Annotated in this window: 15 protein-coding genes and 3 pseudogenes; 10 read left to right on the forward strand and 8 right to left on the reverse strand. The window is 61.1% G+C overall.

Annotated features, from left to right (window positions below; all coding sequences use genetic code 11):
• The first annotated feature begins 6 nt into the window (after positions 1-6).
• Positions 7-1,187 (forward strand): IS3 family transposase gene (locus P5W98_RS34495; protein WP_421023114.1). Its coding sequence is split into 2 segments (ribosomal slippage): positions 7-259 and positions 259-1,187, totalling 1,182 coding nucleotides; the frame shifts between segments, so codons are not numbered across the junction.
• Here the strand turns inward: P5W98_RS34495 and P5W98_RS34500 are convergent.
• The 3 genes and pseudogenes from P5W98_RS34500 to P5W98_RS34510 form a co-directional block, all read right to left on the reverse strand.
• Positions 1,153-1,620 carry a hypothetical protein gene (locus P5W98_RS34500; protein WP_421029007.1) on the reverse strand — a complete coding sequence of 156 codons (468 nt, stop codon included), beginning with the start codon at positions 1,618-1,620 and terminating at the stop codon, positions 1,153-1,155. The two genes, P5W98_RS34495 and P5W98_RS34500, sit on opposite strands and share 35 nt — an antisense overlap.
• Positions 1,577-2,751, reverse strand: a protein-coding gene (locus P5W98_RS34505) for an IS3 family transposase (RefSeq protein ID WP_421028881.1) whose coding sequence is annotated in 2 segments (ribosomal slippage) — positions 1,577-2,502 and positions 2,502-2,751 — 1,176 coding nt in all. Because the reading frame shifts where the segments join, the coding sequence is not laid out codon by codon here. Before P5W98_RS34505 ends, P5W98_RS34500 begins: the two co-directional genes overlap by 44 nt.
• A 355-nt stretch (positions 2,752-3,106) precedes the next feature.
• Positions 3,107-4,183 (reverse strand): annotated as a pseudogene (locus tag P5W98_RS34510) (tyrosine-type recombinase/integrase); the annotation flags it as partial.
• 43 nt (positions 4,184-4,226) lie between these two features.
• Between P5W98_RS34510 and P5W98_RS34515 the strand changes: the two are divergent.
• Together P5W98_RS34515 and P5W98_RS34520 are read left to right on the forward strand one after the other, a co-directional pair.
• Positions 4,227-5,681, forward strand: coding sequence for a site-specific integrase (locus tag P5W98_RS34515; RefSeq protein WP_421029008.1), 1,455 nt, complete (start codon positions 4,227-4,229; stop codon positions 5,679-5,681).
• 23 nt (positions 5,682-5,704) lie between these two features.
• A complete protein-coding gene (locus tag P5W98_RS34520; protein WP_421029009.1) occupies positions 5,705-6,145 on the forward strand; it encodes a hypothetical protein in 441 nt (146 codons plus the stop codon).
• A gap of 122 nt (positions 6,146-6,267) precedes the next feature.
• On the opposite strand, the gene P5W98_RS34525 is transcribed toward P5W98_RS34520, so the two are convergent.
• From P5W98_RS34525 to tnpA, 4 genes are read right to left on the reverse strand one after another with little or no spacing between them, the layout of a single operon-like run.
• Positions 6,268-6,654 (reverse strand): hypothetical protein, encoded by a 387-nt coding sequence (locus P5W98_RS34525; protein ID WP_421023123.1) that lies wholly within the window; start codon positions 6,652-6,654, stop codon positions 6,268-6,270.
• 28 nt (positions 6,655-6,682) lie between these two features.
• Positions 6,683-8,404, reverse strand: coding sequence for an IS66 family transposase (gene tnpC / locus P5W98_RS34530; RefSeq protein ID WP_421023124.1), 1,722 nt, complete (start codon positions 8,402-8,404; stop codon positions 6,683-6,685).
• Between the two features lie 51 nt (positions 8,405-8,455).
• A complete protein-coding gene (gene tnpB / locus P5W98_RS34535; protein ID WP_421023125.1) occupies positions 8,456-8,806 on the reverse strand; it encodes an IS66 family insertion sequence element accessory protein TnpB in 351 nt (116 codons plus the stop codon).
• A complete protein-coding gene (gene tnpA, locus P5W98_RS34540) occupies positions 8,803-9,237 on the reverse strand; it encodes an IS66 family insertion sequence element accessory protein TnpA (RefSeq protein ID WP_421023126.1) in 435 nt (144 codons plus the stop codon). Before tnpA ends, tnpB begins: the two co-directional genes overlap by 4 nt.
• 60 nt (positions 9,238-9,297) lie before the next feature.
• Here tnpA and P5W98_RS34545 point away from each other — a divergent pair, with 60 nt between their 5' ends.
• Genes P5W98_RS34545 through P5W98_RS34555 form a run of 3 tightly spaced genes read left to right on the forward strand, consistent with a single transcriptional unit; the run spans position 9,298 to position 13,045 of the window.
• Positions 9,298-10,773, forward strand: a complete 1,476-nt coding sequence (locus P5W98_RS34545; RefSeq protein WP_421029010.1) for an integrase — start codon at positions 9,298-9,300, stop codon at positions 10,771-10,773.
• Positions 10,770-12,686 carry an integrase gene (locus P5W98_RS34550; protein ID WP_421029011.1) on the forward strand — a complete coding sequence of 639 codons (1,917 nt, stop codon included), beginning with the start codon at positions 10,770-10,772 and terminating at the stop codon, positions 12,684-12,686. The genes P5W98_RS34545 and P5W98_RS34550 overlap by 4 nt, the downstream gene beginning before the upstream one ends.
• Positions 12,687-12,694: 8 nt before the next feature.
• On the forward strand, positions 12,695-13,045 hold the full coding sequence (locus tag P5W98_RS34555) for a hypothetical protein (protein ID WP_421029012.1): 351 nt from the start codon (positions 12,695-12,697) through the stop codon (positions 13,043-13,045).
• A gap of 387 nt (positions 13,046-13,432) precedes the next feature.
• Here the strand turns inward: P5W98_RS34555 and P5W98_RS34560 are convergent.
• A pseudogene (locus tag P5W98_RS34560) lies at positions 13,433-14,134 on the reverse strand (phage integrase family protein); the annotation flags it as partial.
• A gap of 573 nt (positions 14,135-14,707) precedes the next feature.
• Here P5W98_RS34560 and ltrA point away from each other — a divergent pair.
• The 4 genes and pseudogenes from ltrA (at position 14,708) to P5W98_RS34580 (ending at position 19,003) form a co-directional block, all read left to right on the forward strand.
• A pseudogene (ltrA, locus tag P5W98_RS34565) lies at positions 14,708-15,975 on the forward strand (group II intron reverse transcriptase/maturase).
• A 537-nt stretch (positions 15,976-16,512) separates the two neighbouring features.
• Entirely contained in the window at positions 16,513-17,541 is a 1,029-nt protein-coding gene (locus P5W98_RS34570; RefSeq protein ID WP_421029014.1) for a reverse transcriptase domain-containing protein, read from the forward strand.
• The gene (locus P5W98_RS34575) at positions 17,429-18,388 is read left to right on the forward strand and encodes an IS5 family transposase (protein ID WP_421026637.1); all 960 of its coding nucleotides are present in this window, start codon (positions 17,429-17,431) and stop codon (positions 18,386-18,388) included. The genes P5W98_RS34570 and P5W98_RS34575 overlap by 113 nt, the downstream gene beginning before the upstream one ends.
• A gap of 54 nt (positions 18,389-18,442) precedes the next feature.
• Entirely contained in the window at positions 18,443-19,003 is a 561-nt protein-coding gene (locus P5W98_RS34580) for a group II intron maturase-specific domain-containing protein (RefSeq protein WP_421029015.1), read from the forward strand.
• Positions 19,004-19,011: the final 8 nt, after the last annotated feature.

The following is a 19,011-nucleotide window of genomic DNA, read 5'->3' on the forward strand; positions in this document are numbered from 1 at the left end:
GAATCGATGTTCAAAATACCGAAGCAGGCATACACCGCGGAGTTCAGGACGCTCGCGGTACAGCGAGTGAAGGACGGGCAAGGCGCGCGGGACGTTGCTCGTGAACTGGGGATTTCACACCAGTCGCTGCGCAACTGGGTCAAGGCCGATGAGGCAGGCACGCTCAATGGCGCGGGGGCAAAGGTTGTCACGCCAGAGCAGATGGAGCTGTCTCGCCTGCGGGCTGAGAACAAGCGTCTGCAGATGGAACTTGAAATCGCAAAAAAAGCGGCGGCGTTCTTCGCGAAGGACCTCCTGTGAAGTACGCCTGGATTGATTCGCATCGCCGGCACTATCCGCTGTCGGCGCTGTGCGGGGTCCTCTCGGTCAGTCTGAATGGCTATCGCGCGTGGAAGCGCGGCGGCACGCCCGCGCGCAAGCGGCTCACAGATGCGCAGTTGCTCGCCCTGATCCGGTCTATCCATGCTGCGGTCAAGGGCGCCTATGGCTCGCCACGGATGACCGAGGAGATTCGCGCACGCGGCTTCCCGGCCAGCAAGGAGCGGGTTGAGCGGCTCATGCGCGACAATGGCATCCGGGCCCGTCACAAGCGCCGTTACCGCGTCACGACGGACTCGAAGCACAAGCTGCCGGTTGCAGAAAATCTGCTGGCTCGCAACTTCACGCCGACGGCGCCGAATCAGGTCTTTACGTCGGACATCACGTACATCTGGACCGATGAGGGCTGGCTGTATCTTGCGATCGTGCTGGATCTGTTCAACCGGGAGGTCGTCGGCTGGTCGATCAAGCCGCGCATGACGGCTGACATCGTGACGGACGCGCTGACGATGGCGTGGTTTCGACGCCGGCCCGAGCCCGGCGCGCTGCTTCATTCGGACAGGGGCAGCCAATACGCCAGCGACGACTTCCAGCGCAAGCTGGCGCAATACGGCATGCACTGCTCGATGAGCCGCAAGGGAAATTGTTGGGACAACGCCCCCACCGAAAGTTTCTTCAACAGCCTGAAGAACGAACGGGTGCATGCTACGCGATACCGTACCCATCAGGAAGCGATGACGGACTTGTTCGAATACATCGAAGTGTTTTATAACCGCAGTCGTCGTCATTCGTCGCTCGGCTTCATATCGCCGGATCAGTTCCTGCAAAACTGGATCAAAGCTCAGCAGACCAAGGATGCGGCTGCATAACCAAGGGCCTCTGGAAGGCGAAAAACCGAGGGAACCTCAGTGCAACTATCTCTTTGCTGTCGAAATAAGGAACAAACAGAATCCAGCGGGTGATCTTCACCGTCCCAAAGATCTTGCTAAGGGCAGATTTGTTTTTGATGAATTTCGCGACGTCATCGGTCATCTTCGTACGCTGCTTGATGAAGCGCGCTTTCGTCGTAAGCGGCTCCTCGCACCCGTACGCTTGGTAGGCATGTCCACACGAAACCGTAAATCCCTCAATACCGGCATCGCCCTTGTCATTGTCGGGAACAACTTGGTAGTTAGCTGGCCCGTAGTGACAGCTGAGTAGTTGATTCGCCCAGTTTTGACGTTGCCCGCGATTTTCGCATCCGCTAACCGAGCACTTATTATGCCGCTTCCTTTCGCTGTGCGGCGTGCCAGTCTTGTTCAAATTGCATCGGACTGACGTAATTCAACGTCGAGTGCAAGCGCGAATGATTGTAGAAGCTCAACCAGTCGATTACCTCGTCCATCGCTTCGCGACGCGTCGCAAAGCGTTTGCCGTGGATGCGCGCCTGCTTCAGCGATCCCCACAGGCTTTCGGTCGGTGCGTTGTCCCAACAATTTGCTCGGCGACTCATCGAGCTTTGCATGCCGTAGCTCTTGAGCAGGTCCTGAAACTCGGCGCTGCAATATTGGCTCCCACGGTCGCTGTGCACGATCAGACCGGTCTCGGGGCGACGACGGAACCACGCCATACGCAACGCGTCAGAAACCAGCTCCGTGCGCATGTGCGGCTTGAGCGACCAGCCCACGACCTGGCGGCTAAACAGATCCAGGATGACCGTCAGGTACAGCCAGCCCTCGTCGGTCCACAGATACGTGATGTCTGTCGTCCAGACCTGATCGGGCTTCGCCGGCGAGAAGTCGCGTTGCAGCAGGTTCGGTGCGACCGGAAGGTTGTGGCTGCTGTCTGTCGTGGCCTTGAAGCGGCGTTTGGTCCGCGCCTTGATGCCATGCAGCTTCATCAGCCGTTGAACCCGGTCCTTGCTCACGCGAATGCCTTGCGCAAGCAGCTTTTTCCACACGCGCGGCCAGCCGTACTCGCCTTTGGATTCGGCGTGCACGGCCTTGATGTGGACCAGCAACGCATCGTTGCTGATACGTCGGCGCGGCCGATCAGGATCAACGTCTCGGGCCTTGCGGTTGTGATAACCACTGGGGCTGACACCCAGCGCCTCACAGGCCACGGATACCGGCCATTGTCGGCTGTGCCGCTCAATCCAGGCATACTTCACGCCGACCTCTTCGCGAAGTATGCCGTCGCTTTTCCCAGGATGTCGCGCTCCATGCGCAGCTTCGCGTTCTCTGCCCTGAGTCGCGCAATTTCCATCTGTTCGGCCGATACCTGTTTGCCTGCGCCAGCGAGCTTGCCAGCCTCGTCAGCCTTGAGCCAGCTGTTTAGCGTCTGCGTACTGATGCCCAGAATCTTTGCCACCGCCGCCTGGCTCTGGCCGTTACGCACCATGCGAACCGCCTCAACCTTGAATTCCAGCGTGTACCGCGCCCTCGGGTTACCCATTGCTCAATCCTCCGTCACTGAAGTTTTACACACTCTCAATAACGGATACGTTTTTCGAGGGCAAGGTCATTTTGCCAGTCGTCACCGCTTGGACGAGCGATATATGCAGACACGGAATTTCCCCTAAGACGTCTCTATGTATTGGTGAAGACTATAACGCCAGACACAATGATATATGACTGGTCGACAGGAATGTATCCGGATTGACTTGCTCGACCAACGAGCATCACGTTCGATGCTGTTGAAAATGCAATGTGCATAACTGTGGTCGCTTGACGGTGAGCTATGCACGATCCTCGTGCCGCTTGGCGGGGGGGCAGGCGTGCGCGCCTGGTTGTGTGCATATTCATCTGGTTCAGCCAAACGCCTCACCGATCTGCCGCGCGCGCTTGACCTCGTCGCTGTGCAGGTAGATGGAAGTCGTCGACACCGAGGCATGCCGAAGGTTGTCGCGCACCGTGGTGAGTTCCGCGCCGCGGCCGAGGGCGTGCGTCGCGTGCGTATGGCGCATCCAGTGGGGACTGGCGCGGCGCAACCTCTCAGCGAGCGGCGCGTGATCGGCCTCGATCGCCTCTGCAGCCAGTACAAAGAACCGCCGCATCACCATCCACAAGCGCGTGCTACTGATGCTGGTGGGATTGTCGGCACCGCTGTCCGCCTCGAGGCTGCCAATCACCGGTGTCGCCGGATTCCAGCGCACGGGCAACACCGGCAGGTCGCGTTCGGCAAGGTAGCGCGCAAGCGCGTCCCAGGCGAGCGGCGGCAGCGCGACCCGGGCCAGCTTGTTGCCCTTGCCCGTGACACGCAGCCAGTGGTCGCCGCGCGCATCCGTTTCGACGTGTCCCAGCGTCGCGCCGATGAGTTCGCTCGCACGCAGGCCCGTTGCGTAGCCGAAATCCAGCAGGAAGCGCAGTCGCTGTGCGGCGGGCGCTGACCAGCGCGGTGACCCCTCCTGCGACCACTCCAGCCCGTCCGCAATCGTTCGCACAAGGGCCCATTCGCCCTCGCTGAACGCGTGCGAGGCGTCGAGCACGTTGATTCCGGTCGCGTCGCGCACCTTCACACCAGCAAACGGATTGGCGAGCACGTAGCGCTGTTCGATGAGCCAGCGGAACAGGGCGCCGAGGATCGACAGCGCATGCGCGACCGAGCGCGCAGAGAGGCTCCCGTTGAACGGCCGCCAGTCCGGTGAGGTGCGCGCGCGCACCGGCCCCACCCAGCGGCCGCGCGGCGACGGGTGGCGCAGGAACGTCCGGTAGGCGATGGCGTCTTCCGTCGTGAGTGAGGAGAGCGCCCGTCCCCTTTCGACGATGGCCCACAGGATCAGCCGCTCGGCCTCCTTGCGGTAGGTGCGCTGGGTGGCGGGCGACTCGTGCAGCGCGAGCCAGGTCTTATGCGCAAGTGAAGAACGATTTCGTGGTACTCGCAGGCTGTGTTAAAGCGGACATCCCCCACAAACACAGCAGAGGACCTGCATGATGACAGCAAGACGAACGACCATCCGGCAACTGCCGCTAACCGAGGTCGTTGACCGCGACACACCCGGCGCGACGCCGGTCAGCATTACCACACTCGAGGGCGGCACCATCTATCACACGGTCCCGCTCGCAGACCCCGACACCGGCAGGCGACGCGACGCTCGCGCGCGGTGGATCGCGGGCTCCTTCCCTCTCTTTCCTGTTGTCCGGCTTGCTGACGGCGCGCCGTGGGCGGAGGCGAACATCTGGCTCATCGATATGATGGAGTCGAAGCCGTCGCCCAACATGCTGACCTTCGCCAGCATCGCTGCCGACCTGGTGGCGTTTCGTCGCTATCTGGATGACGAAGGCATCGACTGGCTGGTGTTCCCCGCGAACAAGCGGCAACGTCCGACCTACCGCTATAGCGCCTCGATCAGGCTGGCCGTGCAGGCAGGCGAGCTGTCTGCGGGTGTCGCCAGGCGTCGTATGGGCACCGTGGTGCGCTTCTATCGCTGGCTCATGGCCGAAGCGGGCTTCCAGCCCGCGAACGCGCCGTGGGTCGAATCCGGCCGTTTCATCGAGTTCAGGGACCAGAAGGGCTTCAGCAGCGCGATCGAGGTCAAGACCACGGACCTGTCGATCAGTGGCCGGTGCACAGATGACCCGTGGGACGATCACATTCAGGACGGCGGTCGCCTGCGCCCGCTCCCCTCTGCCGAGCAGTCGGTGCTGCTCGAATCGTTAGCCACACTCGGCAACACCGAGATGACGCTCGTTCATCTGTTCGCGCTGTTGACAGGCGCCCGCATCCAGACGGTACTGACCGTGCGCGCGAAACACGTGATGCGCAAGCCGGGCGAGTTTCACGGCGACGACATCCGTCTCGCCTGCGGGCCGGGTACGGGCATCGACACGAAGGGCGGTGTCAAGGGCGTGTTGCACCTGCCGCGCGGTTTCTATGAGCGGCTGTACCTCTACGTGCACAGCGATCGTGCTCGCAGGCGCCGCCAGATGGCAGACGGCGGTGATCACCCCGACCAGCCGCTCTTCCTGAGCCATCGCGGTGCGCCGCTCTACGAGGATCGTGCGTCGCGCGGCCCGCTCAGCACGGGCCCGCAGGTGCGCCGCCACATCAAGACCGGGCAGGCCGTGCGTCAGTTCATCAGGGACGAACTGTTGCCCATGATGCGCGTACAGCTCGGCAACCCCAGGTACGAGTTCAGCTTCCACGACCTGCGCGCGACCTTCGGGCTGAACATGGTCGACGCGATGACAGCGAACGAGACGAAGTACACGCGGGCACTCGATCAGTTGCGGCAGCTGATGTGGCACGCCCGGCTCTCCACGACCGAGGATTACGTCGGCTATCGCGAGAACCGCAAGCTCTTCGACGCGGTGCAGGACGGCTGGGGCGCGCACCTGTCGACGCTGGTCGCGCGCACCCTCGACACTACTGCGGTGGCAGTATGAGCCGCCAGTACGAGGAAGTGCGCATGCCGCTCACGGAAGGCACGCTGCTTCTGCATCCCGAGCGCGTGCTGCTCAGGTGGGAAGGCATGAGCACGAGCAAGCGTTCCGATATCGGCCAGATCTGCTATCTGGTACGTGACACGTCGAGCTCGCATCGCGTGCGACGCACTTTCGACATCCTAAGCTTCAGCAGCGAACGCGCCAGGGTCGTGCGTCTGCTGGTGACGCAGCTTTCAGCGCGCATGACCCTTGGCGCGAGGCGCCCGGAGACGATCTCCATGTATTTGCGCGCTGTGCTTGATTTCGTGAACTGGGCCGACAGGCAGGGCTTGCATCAGGTGCTCTGTGACGAGAAGGCTACGGCGGAGGCGGTTTATCGCTACCTCCGTGAGAAGCGCGAACAGGTCTCACTGGGTAAACTGAACCGCAATTCCGTCGTATCCGCCCGAGAATACCCGTGGTAGAGAGTGCGGCCGATTTCGTGGAAACTCCAGTACCGTCGCGCAGAGTGTTTAGCGGCGGCGCCGATTCGTGCATACACGTCAACATCGCACACTGTTAGGAGAACAGTGCGCGCGAAGACGGATTACCGCCGCGGCGCTTCCCGGGCGTCGCAGAAAAAGCTCAGGGTGTCGTCATCCTTGATCTTGACATGCCATTCTCCAACACAGTATTTGGCGTCGGAGAACTTCTCCTGCCATCGGTGTGAGAGCTTGCCGATCCAGGCACGCGCTTGCGATGGCATCTGCGGCGAGGCCGCGATCTGCTGCAGCATCTGCAGATGACCAGGATCTCCCCAGCGAGGGGTGGCTGCAACATGCGCGTTCCAGACAAGCACCACCAATTTGTATATCTCGCGCACCACGGCGATCGGCGTGTCTTCTGTAATGGCCTCGGACAGAAGCGGTTCACCGAAGTCCAGAATCGTCTCGGAGATCTTGCGCTCGGCCTTGCCCGCGTTTGTCTTGTTCATCGTTTCGTTCCGTTGATGCGCGCGCAGTTCAGTGGCGGGTCGCCGGGCACGCAACCGGCAAGGACGATGTCGAGGCCACGCTCGATGTTGATCCGGCCGCTCCAGAGGGCTTCCAGTTGTACGGGGCCAATTCCTCGATCCGGTTAACCGGGTGGTCGTTAATCCGCCCGAGCACGTCGACCAAATAGTCGTACGGGTTCACATCGTTCGCCCGGCAGGTCGCCAGCACGCTGTAGAACACCGCTGCGGCCTTGCCCCCGGACTCGGAGCCGAAAAAGAGATGGTTCTTTCGAGAAATTGCGACCCTGCGGATGGCGCGCTCGATGAGGTTCGAGTCCATCGCCAGGTTGCCATCGTCGACGTAGCGCGTGAGCGCTTCCCAGTTCGACAGCGTATAGGCGATTGCCCGGCCCAGAGCCGATTTGGGCAAGACTTCGCCCGCCCGGGCCTGCAGCCAAAGCTGGTAATCGCGCAAGAGCGGAACCGATTCCTCCAGCCGCACCCGTCTTCGCTCTGACGGATCGGCATCGCGCAGCTTGCGCTCGATGTCGTAGAGCTTGCGGATCCACGCCAGCGCCTGCGCGGCCACGCTCTCGCGGGCTGTCTGGGGCGACTCCTTGCGAAGCTGCCGGTAAATCTTGTAGTACATCCTGCGTGCATGCGCATGACAGGCTACGTGCTGGATCTTGCCACCGCGGAACAGTGCCGCCCAGCCCGAGTAATCGTCGGCCTGCAGGTAGCCCTGGTAGTTTCGCAGCAGCGCCATGGGATGACAGCCAGCGCGGCTCGCCGTGTAGTCGTAGTACACCACCCTGGGAACCGGCACCCACTGGGCATCGCGCAACACCGCTCCCGCACTCGCATAGCCCCACAGCCGCACCGTGCGGGTGCGCTCCAGTTGTTTGCACAACTGTGGAAAGGGTGTGTCGTCGCCGAAAATCACCCGCGCGCTGAGCAATTGCCGCCTGAACGCCTCGTACAGGCACAGCATCAGCTTCGAGAGCCGGATCGTCCAGTCGCTCATCGTGTTGCGCGAAATCCGCAACCCGTGCATCGCGAACTCTTCCTCCAGCCGGTAAAACGGCATGCCCGAGTCGAAGTGCGCCACGATGATGCGCGCAAGCAGCTCCGGGCTTGCATTGCTCTTCATCAGCGGCGACGCCTGGAACGTCACGCCGCGCACCGTCGAGACCCCGTCCTTGACCAGCGCATAGCGCAGGCACGCATGCTCGACGACCGAAATCCGGGCCGGGGTGTACTTGAGCGTGCGCGTGAGCGTCTCGCCGATCACCGTCGCCTGGTCGTACTGCGCCAGTTCCTGTTCCGGCATCGCATGCACGACGCGCTCGCGCGGAAGATCGTCTGGCAGCGCCGGACGGCCCTTGCTGCGGCGCTTGCGCCGGTGCCCCTCCACGGGAATCGACAGATCCGGCTCCTGTGGCGGCAGTGGCGCTTCGTGCTCCTGATCGAAGATATCCAGTTGCCACTCGCTCATGCGCTCGCGGCTCGCCCCGAACATCTCCTGCCGCGCGTTGGCCAGTTTGGCCCGCAGCTCGAGCAGCACCTGCTGCGTCTTCGCCAGCAACTCGCTTTGCCCCTCGACTCGTTCGCGCAGCCGTTCGATCTCGCGCTGCTGCTGCTCGATCGTCGCATCGCGCACGGCAATCTCGCCGAGCAACTCCGGCAGGTTCCATGCCCCCAATGCCATCGGCAAGGGTTGTTTCGCGGCAGGGACGTTGAGCGGTTGCATAGGTCAGCATTATCGCCGCGATTGACCCGCTCATGAGCATATCTTCACGATTCATGCGACCACCGTTGCGTTCACCGCATGCACGCGCCGGCGCACACCGACATCGATTCCTTCAAGCCATGTCGTCAGTTCTGCAAGCGAGATTCCGCGCCGCGCGATCGCTGCGGGATCAGCGAGCGATCCGCTCTCGAAACGCTTGTACATCAGCCAAAAACCTGTGCGGTCGTAAACCAATACCTTGATCTTGTCCCTGCGCCGACCATAGAAGACGAACACGTGTCCACTGAGTGCGTCCTGATCGAACATCGGGCGCACCAGCATCGAAAGTGAATCGATTGACTTGCGCATGTCGATCGGCTCGGCCGCGATGTAAACCTTGACTGCCGTCGAGAGCATCATCATCGCGTTCCCCCGCCAATACGATCGATCATCGCCTGAAGCAAAGGCTCGATCGAATACACCGGAAGTCGCAGCCGAATCCCGTTGCCCAGAATCAACTCCGGTACGTCGCATGCGCTGCCGTTGGCGGTGGCGTTAACGCCGCCATCGACGATCCCAACGCGCACAAAACCTGTCATGGCCTGCGCTATCGCGCCCGTCGCACTTGCGGCGTGCGTGTCGCCGCTTCGCTCAGCTTCGCGCGCACGCACCAGATACCTCGACATCGAGGAACGGGAAATCCCGCTGCGTTTGCAATACGCCAGGATCGACAAGCCGCTCGCCCGATACTCGTCCACGAGCTCCTGCCATGGACGTGTACTCCGATTGGGCCGTTCTCTGCGGGGCAGTGCGTGCGCCGCTGCATCCCCAGACAACCTCTCCGTTTCCTGCATGAATGTTCTCCCGTCGTTGCAATGGGAGAATCGTCCGCCTTCCGCGCCACACACTCAATAATGGGGATTCTCGGGCGGATACATTCCGTCGCCAGCGACCAGCGTAATCTGTTGTCGATGCTCCGTGAGTTCTTCCGAAACGACGACTTCTGCGCCGATGCGAGGGTGCTGCGTCACCAACAGGATGCCTGGTTGCCGACGGTTGTGCCGGACGCCGAGGCACAGGCCGCCCTGCTCGCGTGGGCTGACGCGCTCTTCAGCAGCATCAGCACGCTGGTGCTCGACTTCAAGCCGTACCCGGTACGCGTGACCACGGTGCGAGGTGAGAATCTTTGCCTCGTTCCGCACATCTACGGCCGAAGTGACGGCGACGACTCGCGCGGCCTGATCGGCTGGAATCTGGAGACAGGAGAGCCGCGCACACGGGAGGAACTCAGGACGCGGATGGTTGAGGCAGGGGCTAACAATCCGGGTGAACGTTCGTGGAACATCGCCAGGTTAGCGGCTAAACATCTTGCTGCGGCGAACGCGGACGCGCAATCACCGATCCGACGCTCGCACGCTTCGATAGCGGCCTCTTGCTTCGCCGCGCTGTTTCTTGCCGAAACGGGCATCAACCTCGCGCAACTGCTAGCCATGAAGTGGAGTCCGCAGCTTGCCGCAAGTCTGCAGGATGCGTCGGTTGCGCGTCAGAAGTTTCGTGAGGTCAAGTACCGGGCAGGCGGGAAGGAGATTACGTTCACCGTCTCGCTAGGCTTCATGCCGAAGCTCAGGGCGTATCTGGCGTTGCGCGAGTATCTGGTGCAGGACGCAGACTGGGACGCGTTGTTCGTCGTAGTCGGGCATCATGCACAGCTGCGGCAGCTAACGGGTCTCTCAACCCGTTTCCTGGATCGGCTTTACCGTCGACTCGACACGCTCGGGATCGTGCTGCCGCACATTAGCGCACGTCAGTGGCGTGCGGCAAAGCAGGATTGGGCGGTGCGCAACCACGACCCTCTCGTCGCAGCCAGGCTGATGGGGCACTCGCTGGCAACGGCGCTGCGCTTGTACTCGAACGGCACGGATGCCGCGCACAAGGCCGAGTTGGGCGCGTTCCTCGCTTCGGTCGAGAAGACCGTGCTGAAGCCCGGCGACGATCCGGCTGGCAGCATCAGGAGCGCGGTCGGCGTCTGCATCGGGATCCACAAGCCTGCGCCGATCGCGGACTCGGTCACCGTACAGCCCGACTGCCACTCGACCGAAGGGTGTCTCTTCTGCGACCAGTACCGCGTGCACGCTGACGCCGCCGACATCCGCAAGCTGCTGAGCTGCCGTCACTGCGTCAGGCTCGTGAGCGGGCGTGCTGGCTCGATCGAGCAATACGACAGCTCGTTCGGCGCGGTGCTGCGGCGCGTTGGGTTCCTGCTGGATGAATTGCGCAAGCGCGACGCCGCGCTGGTGGATCAGATCGAGCGGGACGTTGATATTGAGGGGAATCTGGACGCTTTCTGGTCGGCCAAGCTCGACCAGCTTTACGAACTGGGAGTGGCATGAACAACACGCTAATCGTGCCGATCGCCGGGCGCCCCGAATGGTATCGGGTCGAGGACGCTACGGTCGTCACGCGCGACACGGCTGGGAACACTGTTTCGCTGTTTGGTGACGATGCCTGGGACATCCGTGCATACGCGGCTGGGTCACGCAGCACGTATCTCCATTTTAGGAGCCACTTGCCTGACGGCGTGAGCCGCGCGCTTTCGGAAGCGACCACGCGTCAATGGAAGCAGGTCATGTACTTTCTAATGCACGAAGCGACCGATATGGTACCGGCGTCCGGCACGCTTCAGGCTCGTTCAATCAACCTGAGGGAGTTCACGTTCTTTGCCGCCACACGTCAGATTACGCTCTACGAGGGCCTGTCCAACGTCGCCGTTGTTCTGGACTATGCGGCACAAGCCGGGATGGAGACGAAGGCCCAGCGCCTTCATTCGATTCTGGCGAAGCTTCACCGTCTGGGCGTCGGGACCACAGGGCTGTGCGTACCGCTGGCCCAATTGCATAAGCCGCTGCTTGAACGCTGGGCGCAACACGCCGGATACTCGCAATACCCTGTCATCCCGACGCGGATCTACCAGCACTTCCTGTCGACCTGTCAGCATGACCTCGGCATCGCTGAGGACGTCGCTGACGTTCTGTCGGACTACCTCGCACGCGTGTACGCTGGTGAGAGGCCTGCCGTCTCGGCCGCACTGGTAAGGGTTGCTGAGCACTTCCGGTGCAAGGACCGCCGTTACTTCGTGTTGTCGCTTGTGGGATCGATCACCGCGCTATGCCAGCTTGTCATCCTGTCATTCACCGGCATGCGCGCGGCAGAAGCAGAGAACCTGCCCTACAACTGCCTGAGCGAGACCCGTCTGGATGGTGTGACGCACTACACCATCGAGGGCGTCACGACCAAACTGTCGGGCGGTCGTCCCAGGCGCGCGTGCTGGGTGACCAGCCCGCTCGCTGCCCGCGCTGTCAGGCTCGCGCAACGCCTGTCGGGCGAGGCGCACCGTGCGCACGGCGCGCGAGGTTACGCCGAATCGATGGACGGTTCGCACCTGCTGTTCTGCGGGATGGGTCTGCGGAATTGGTACGTGGCAGACCGGGCGCCGAGTCTGCGTTATGGGTACGTGGCAAACCGGGCAAATAAAGTAGGTAAGGATATCGAAGCCTTTCGCGAGCGCGTCTTTCCGACGATCACGGTCGAGGACATCGCTGAGCTGAAGCGTGTCGACATGCACCGTGCCTGGGAAGACGAGCCGAAGTACGCGCTCGGGAAGCAGTGGCCGTTCACTCGCCACCAGCTTCGCAGGGCGCTTGCGCTGTACGCGCACCGCAGCGGTCTCGTGACGCTGCCGACGCTCAAGCGTCAGTTGCAGCACATCACTCAAGAAATGTCGATGTATTACGCGCGTGGCTCAGCGTTCGCGAAGGGCTTCATCGACACCGACAGGACCCACTTCGCGAAGGAATGGGCCGAGGCACAAGGCCTGTCCGAATATCTTGCGTACGCCGAGCAGGTGCTTTTCTCTGACGAGCGGCTATTCGGCGGGCACGCAGCGTGGACGCAGAGCCGTGCCGTGCAGGCCTCGCCTGTGTCGGTCTACTCGCGCGAGCAAACGATCAGAATGTTCGAGAAGGGTGAACTCGCATATCGCGAGACGGTGCTGGGCGGCTGCGCCAGCGTCGAGTCGTGCAGGTCGACACCGCTCGACTGGATGCGTCTGGATTGCCTTGAATCGAACTGCCGTAATCTCATCGTCGTGCCGTCGAAGCTTCAGCGAGTGATCAAGGCGCAGCAGGCTACGGTCGGGAAACTGCGCGCGGTTGATGAGACAAGCGTCGAATACCGTATGGAGGCACAGACGTTGCAACGACTCCTTGACGCACAGGAGAAACTGATCAAGCCGGAGGCAGCATGAGTGACGCCATGGCCGACTACTACGCCGCCCTTGAGCGGCTGAAGAAACGCAAAGGAGTGCGTATCAACAATGACACCGTGGCGATCGAGGCGGGCCGCAAGAAAGGCAGTATCAAGAAGTCGCGCCCGCAGTTCGCCGGGCTGATCGAAGCGATCGACGCGGCCAACGCAGTCGCCGGGAACCCGAAGCTCGAACTCACCGAGCGTCTGAACCGCGCGAAGGGCGACGCAAAGGATCTGCAGGCACAGCTTGACGAATCGCTGGCTCGTGAGCTCGCACTGCTGCGTCAGGTGTTCAACCTGCGCAAGGAACTGGCCGCGCTACGTGGCGGTAGCGTCCTGCCCCTGCACCCGCGCTAGATCGGGCCGGGCCTTTTCGCTCGAAACGGGGACTTGGGCTGCTTCACCTGCCTCGACCTGGTGCTCGCGAAGGTTCCCGCTACGGGGCACCCGGCGTAGTGACGTGTCAAATTCGATCGTGGTTCTGTGATACCGCTGAACGGGTCAAGGGCGGGCGCAGCCCGGCGCAGTGAACCCTTGACGCGCGATGGTTTGACACGCTCCAGCATGGTCGGAAGCGCGGCTTTGTCGGGCTTCCGACCATGCGAAACCTGCGGCGAAAGATGGACACTGAGACGGTCGAGTTGTCCACTTTTTCGGCTGATCTGATGGACACTCCGCAGGCTGCGGATCCCAGCATTTTCAAGGCTCCGGCTGGTGTCCATTGCTTTTTTTTCTTGCGCGTAACGATTGCACGGCCTCATAGTCGTTTGACGCGTCGAGCGTGCAGGTTGCGCGCGGGGCGCGAAACGTGCCTTCGGTGCCGTCCACCTCATGAGGCACCTTCAGGGCTTCCCACGGCACGCAGATCGCGTCCTTTGGGCCGCGCTGGCTCGCCACGACGAGCGCGCGCGCCTTTTCCGTGAGCGCGGGCCAGGCGGCGAAGAACGCTTCAATGGTGCGTGCGCTCGCGGCGCCGAGTCCCGGCACGGCTTTCCACCATTGGCGCCGGCGCGGAATGCGCACGGTGAGATCGGCGAGGGTGGTGATGCCGTGCGCGTGGAGCACCCGCACGGCGCGCGGCGCGAACCACTGCGTGATGGCGTCGCTGATTTGCGGCGCGGGCGCGCATGCGTGGCGCAACGTGTCGATCGCGTGCGCGACAGCCCTGGCGTGCTGCATCCGTTCGGCGACCGGGTGCGCGAGGAGGGCGGCGAGATCGTCGCGGTGCACCGCCTGCGCCGCAGCGACGAGCCTGCGCCGGAGGCGCCCGAGCACGCCGCGTGCGGATTGCCCGTTACCGGGTGCCGCAGGCAGATAGCGCTCGACGGCCTGGCTCACCGGCAGTCCTGCGTACCACGCGCGCAGCATGGCAAGTTCGTCCGCAGCGGGAAAGCCGGGCGGGCCGGCGGGGACGGGGGCAGGGCAAGGAGTGTGGCGCGTTTTCATGCAGATGAGTTTACTGCAAGAATCAACACCTTATGATAAGAAAACTTAGTGTGTCACGAACGCAGGCGAGCGCCTGCGGTGCTGTACTGAAGATGGGAGTAGGCCTCCCGAAGTCGGCTTTCAGGAGCAGGCTTCAAACCGCCCGGTGCTGCTGCGTCCAAAAGGCGTGGTGGTGAGCGACCGTGGAAAAAGTCACCCGATGAGGGTGGCAGGTACGTGTTGAGTAGATGAGCGAAAGCAAACCGTCCGACGACGCATCGTTACTTATATAAGGCGCTGTCAAAACTGGAGTCGTAAGTTTATTCCAGGATCAGTCGGGACGACACCTGATTACGGACCCGATGGCAGCCGGTGTAAAGGCGGCATGAACTCAATACAGGCTTCGGTATGGAACGTGAGAACCTTGCTTCGAATGCAAAGGGAAATGACAAATGGCAGACACCATGAGGAAGAATACCGATGTCGAAGCGAGGGGCGGAGCTGCTCGTAGTAGTGTTGAAGCCTTTGTAATGAAGGTGGAGCGAAGGGGCAGCGTTATCCTGTTGACGAAGGTCGCCAACCTGCACTGCGGGGATGAGTGACATGACCTCAACGAAACCGTACAGCATTGCGAAGCGGGTCGTGTGGGAAGCGTACCAGTTGGTGAGGGCCAACCGCGGAGCTGCTGGCGTGGATGATGAAACTATCGCCATGTTCGAGCAGAACCTTTCTGGAAATCTGTACAAGCTGTGGAACCGGATGTCGTCGGGGTCGTACCTCCCGCCACCGGTGAAGCAGGTTGAGATTCCGAAGGCCAAGGGCGGCACGAGAAAGCTGGGCGTGCCCACTGTATCTGACAGAGTTGCTCAGACTGTCGCCAAGCTCATGATCGAGCCGATTCTCGATCCGATATTCCATATGGATTCCTATGGATATCGGCCGGGCAAGTCGGCGAAACAGGCGATTGCCGTGACGCGTACGCGTTGCTGGAAATACGACTGGGTTGTTGAGTTTGACATCAAGGCGGCATTCGACCAGATTGATCATGCGTTGTTGTTAAAGGCGGTGCGCCACCACATCAAGGAAGGCTGGGTCCTGCTGTACATCGAGCGGTGGTTGACAGCTCCGTTCGAAACTGCGGAGGGGGCACGGTTGCCCCGGATGCGGGGTACACCCCAGGGCGGTGTGGTCAGCCCTATCTTGATGAATCTGTTTATGCACTATACGTTCGATAGCTGGATGCAGCGGACATGGCCGCAGTCTCCCTTTGCGCGCTATGCCGACGACGCGGTAGTTCATTGCCGCAGTCTGGCGGAGGCACAAGCCGTGATGCAAGCGATTGCAGAGCGGCTGGCAGAGTGTGGTCTGACGATGCATCCGGAGAAGTCCAAGATCGTGTATTGCAAGGACGGTAAGCGCACTGGTACTTATTCGAACGTGCAGTTCACGTTCCTCGGTTTTACGTTTAGACCGAGACGGGCATTGAGCAAACATCGACGGTTATTTACTGGCTTTCTGCCGGCGGTGAGCAATGATGCCCTGAAGAGGATGAGGCATACCGTGCGGAGTTGGCGCATACACCGACGAACACCGGCGACGCTTGATGAACTCGCGCAGCAATGCAACACGACGATACAAGGGTGGTGGAACTACTATGGGGCGTTCTATCGGACGGCGATGCACAACCTCTTCAACTACATCGACCTACGGCTTATGCGGTGGGCTCGGAGAAAGTACAAGCGGCTGTGGCAGCACAAGCGACGTAGTGCGGAATGGCTACGCAAGGTGAAGTCCGCCCACCCCTGGTTGTTTGTCCACTGGCGTGTCGTCGGGGTATCGGTTGGATAACGGGAGCCGAATGAGTCGAGAGGCTCACGTTCGGTTCTGCGAGAGTTGCGCCTTGCAAGCGCATGAAATTCAGTTGCCTGAGATGGCAACCGCGGCAAAGCTTAGCCAGCAGCCGTGTACCGAGTCTTGCGTGGTGTCCGGCAACGGCCACTGCGAAGCGTAGACAGGGAGGTTGTAGGCCGAAACATAAGTGAACGGAAAGATAGCCCCGAAATCGATCGTGGTCGGAGTAGCCGACTCTATCTCTCTAAGAGGAAGGCAGAATTCCGGTACACGTCATGGCAAGTGTACTGGGGTGCTTCCGGGGTTCGTACCGTCAGCATGCAACCGAAGGATTTTATGTGAACAAGGGAGATCCGTCAGGTTCAAGTGAAGTTTGCTTGTAAGGCCCGACGAGCCGAGAAGGCAGAACGGCCTGATGACCTGACGGAAGTCAGACTGGCTGATAGTACTCCGAGGCCGGGAGAACCGGCTACATGGGGAAGCGGCCAGCGGAAGTTGAATCGTTCGTGGGCAACATGGACTCCATACAAAGGGAGGTAAGGTCTTTTATGCAAAGAGAAGAATCACCCGCCATGGAAACGGGACTCGAACGAATAGCAGCAAAAGCTCGGCGTGAACCAGCCCTTCGTTTTACCTCGCTGGCGCATTACATAACGCCCGATCGGGTGTGGACGAATCTGTGGAAGATTCCGAATCACTCGGCGGCGGGAGTGGATGGCCAGACGGTGACGCAGGCGAAGGAGAGCTTTGATAGCTGGATTGGGCCGATGGTCCAATCTGTGCACCGCAAGGGGTACCATGCGCCAGACATCCGGCGCGTGTATATCCCGAAGCCCGGCAAACAGGAAATGCGCCCTTTAGGGGTGCCGACTGTCGCTGACCGGGCGCTTCAGCGAAGCACCGCCGAAGTACTGTCGGCCATCTATGAACAGGACTTTCTATCTTGTTCATTTGGCGGGCGACCGGAGCGGAGTGCTCACAAGGCATTGGCAACCCTCAATGAGGTGATTGCCGGTGGCAAGGTTAGCTGGGTGCTGGAGGCGGATTTGAAGAACTTCTTCGGAAGTCTGGATCATTCATGGATACTCCGGTTTGTTGAGCACCGAGTTGGGGATCCGCGCTTGATCAGTCTGATCCGGCGCTGGCTGAAAGCAGGCATTCTGGAAGATGGAAAGGTGCATCAAAACGAGGAGGGGACCCCGCAAGGCGGTTCGATTAGTGTGCTTTTAAGCAACGTGTATCTGCACTACGTACTTGATCTGTGGTTTGAGCGCGTGGTCAAGCGTCACCTGCAGGGCGAGGCTTATCTGGTCCGCTATATCGACGATTTTGTGATGTGTTTCGGCGTTGTTGCAGAAATTGGGGCGCTTCCAGGTGGACTGACGTTTACGTGCAACGCTCGGGTTGACCAGGATGTTAACTTCGCATCGAGCTGCGTAGATTCTCGATTTTTTCCCCGAGAAGATGCGCAAGGACGAACGCAAGGCCAGCGAACCCAAAGGGGTGTACCGCGTCAGGAACTGGCGGGATTACAACGCGGGCTTGATCGCAAGAGGCGATGTAACCATGTGGATTGATGAAGGCGTACTGACGCAGGTACCCGAGGCTGGCCCGACCAGGCACGGCCGACCGCGTGTCTACAGCGATGCAGCGATCCAGATGCTGCTCAGTCTCAAGCAAGTCTTTCATCTGCCGCTGCGCGCACTGCAAGGCTTCGCCCAGAGCTTGCGCAAGCTCGCCTTTCCGAGCTTGCCGGTACCCAACTACACGACCTTGAGCCGTCGCGCCCAGACCCTCAAGGTCGCGCTGCCGGCGCAACGTCCCCATGAGCCCATGCACCTCGTGATCGACAGCACCGGGCTGAAGGTTTACGGCGAAGGCGAGTGGAAGGTGCGCAAGCATGGCTGGTCCAAGCGTCGCACCTGGCGCAAGGTGCACCTCGCGATGGATGCGAACACAGGCCAGATCTGCGCCGCGCTGATGACCCATCAGGACGAAGGCGATGGCGAAGTGTTGCCCGATCTGCTCGACCAGATTCCGGCTGATGTAATGATCGATACCATCGCAGGCGATGGCGCTTACGACACCAAGCCTTGTCACGCGCAGATCGCCGCGCGTGGCGCCAGCCCGTCGATTCCGCCGCGCGAGGGAGCGAAGCCGTGGCCAGACCGCACGCCCGGCGCCACCTGGCGCAATGCAGCTATTGCCGCTATCGAAGGAAGCAGCAGGCGCGAATGGAAGCAGGCGAGCGGCTACCACCGGCGATCGCTCGCCGAGACCTTGATGTACCGGCTCAAGGTACTCACGGGCTCCTGTCTGTGGGCGCGCGCGACGGGCTCGCAAGCCACCGAGGTATCAATCCGTGCGGGTGTACTCAATCGCATGGTAGCCCTCGCTCGCCCGCAGTCCGTCCGTATCGCCTGAGATTGAGAGCACACAGATCATGTCGTCTCTACGCCTGATTTACGCAACAACGCCATGTGTTTCCAGAATCAGTCCGATGCCCTTCGTGTTCAGGATGCCTTGCGCAAACGATTGGGGAAATTTGGTCTCGCGCTCGAACCGACCAAAACCAAGCTCGTTGCATTTGGTCGTTTTGCCCAACGGTACGCAAGCCAGCATGGGAAGCGGCGTCCAGAGACGATTTACTTTCTGGGCTTCACCCTGTACTGCACGCGCAACCTGAAAGGCAATTTCAAGATAGGGATGCGCACGGAAAAGTCTCGACTCCGGCGTAGCCTGGCTAGCTTGCAAGACCTGATGCGTCAAGTTCGGCATCTATCGATTCGGGAGCAAGCTGAAAAGCTCAATCGGGTATTACGTGGCCACTATGCCTACTATGGCATTGCCGGGAACTTCCGGGCGTTGCAGAAAGTACATAGAGCGGTGGAGCGCTATTGGCGCAAAATGCTGAGCAGCCGGAGCCGTTCAGGCGGCGTTACCTGGGAGACATTCCAGGAGATCAAGAAGCGGTTTCCATTAATGCGACCAAAGCTGCATCTTCCCTACCGGGCGTTGCAAGCAATCGCGGTGCTGTGAATCAACTG

Origin of the sequence: Paraburkholderia sp. A1BS-2L, assembly GCF_051125205.1 — a bacterium.
In the GTDB taxonomy this organism is placed as follows: domain Bacteria; phylum Pseudomonadota; class Gammaproteobacteria; order Burkholderiales; family Burkholderiaceae; genus Paraburkholderia.

Coding starts and splice junctions, on each gene's coding strand:
- P5W98_RS34515 (WP_421029008.1), top strand. CDS start 4,227: ATGATGACAGCAAGACGAACGACCATCCGGCAACTGCCGCTAACCGAG.
- P5W98_RS34550 (WP_421029011.1), top strand. CDS start 10,770: ATGAACAACACGCTAATCGTGCCGATCGCCGGGCGCCCCGAATGGTAT.
- P5W98_RS34575 (WP_421026637.1), top strand. CDS start 17,429: ATGCGCAAGGACGAACGCAAGGCCAGCGAACCCAAAGGGGTGTACCGC.
- P5W98_RS34545 (WP_421029010.1), top strand. CDS start 9,298: ATGGGGATTCTCGGGCGGATACATTCCGTCGCCAGCGACCAGCGTAAT.
- tnpB (WP_421023125.1), bottom strand. CDS start 8,806: ATGATGATGCTCTCGACGGCAGTCAAGGTTTACATCGCGGCCGAGCCG.
- P5W98_RS34570 (WP_421029014.1), top strand. CDS start 16,513: ATGCAAAGAGAAGAATCACCCGCCATGGAAACGGGACTCGAACGAATA.
- tnpA (WP_421023126.1), bottom strand. CDS start 9,237: ATGCAGGAAACGGAGAGGTTGTCTGGGGATGCAGCGGCGCACGCACTG.
- P5W98_RS34555 (WP_421029012.1), top strand. CDS start 12,695: ATGGCCGACTACTACGCCGCCCTTGAGCGGCTGAAGAAACGCAAAGGA.
- P5W98_RS34520 (WP_421029009.1), top strand. CDS start 5,705: ATGCCGCTCACGGAAGGCACGCTGCTTCTGCATCCCGAGCGCGTGCTG.
- P5W98_RS34580 (WP_421029015.1), top strand. CDS start 18,443: ATGTGTTTCCAGAATCAGTCCGATGCCCTTCGTGTTCAGGATGCCTTG.
- P5W98_RS34525 (WP_421023123.1), bottom strand. CDS start 6,654: ATGAACAAGACAAACGCGGGCAAGGCCGAGCGCAAGATCTCCGAGACG.
- tnpC (WP_421023124.1), bottom strand. CDS start 8,404: ATGCAACCGCTCAACGTCCCTGCCGCGAAACAACCCTTGCCGATGGCA.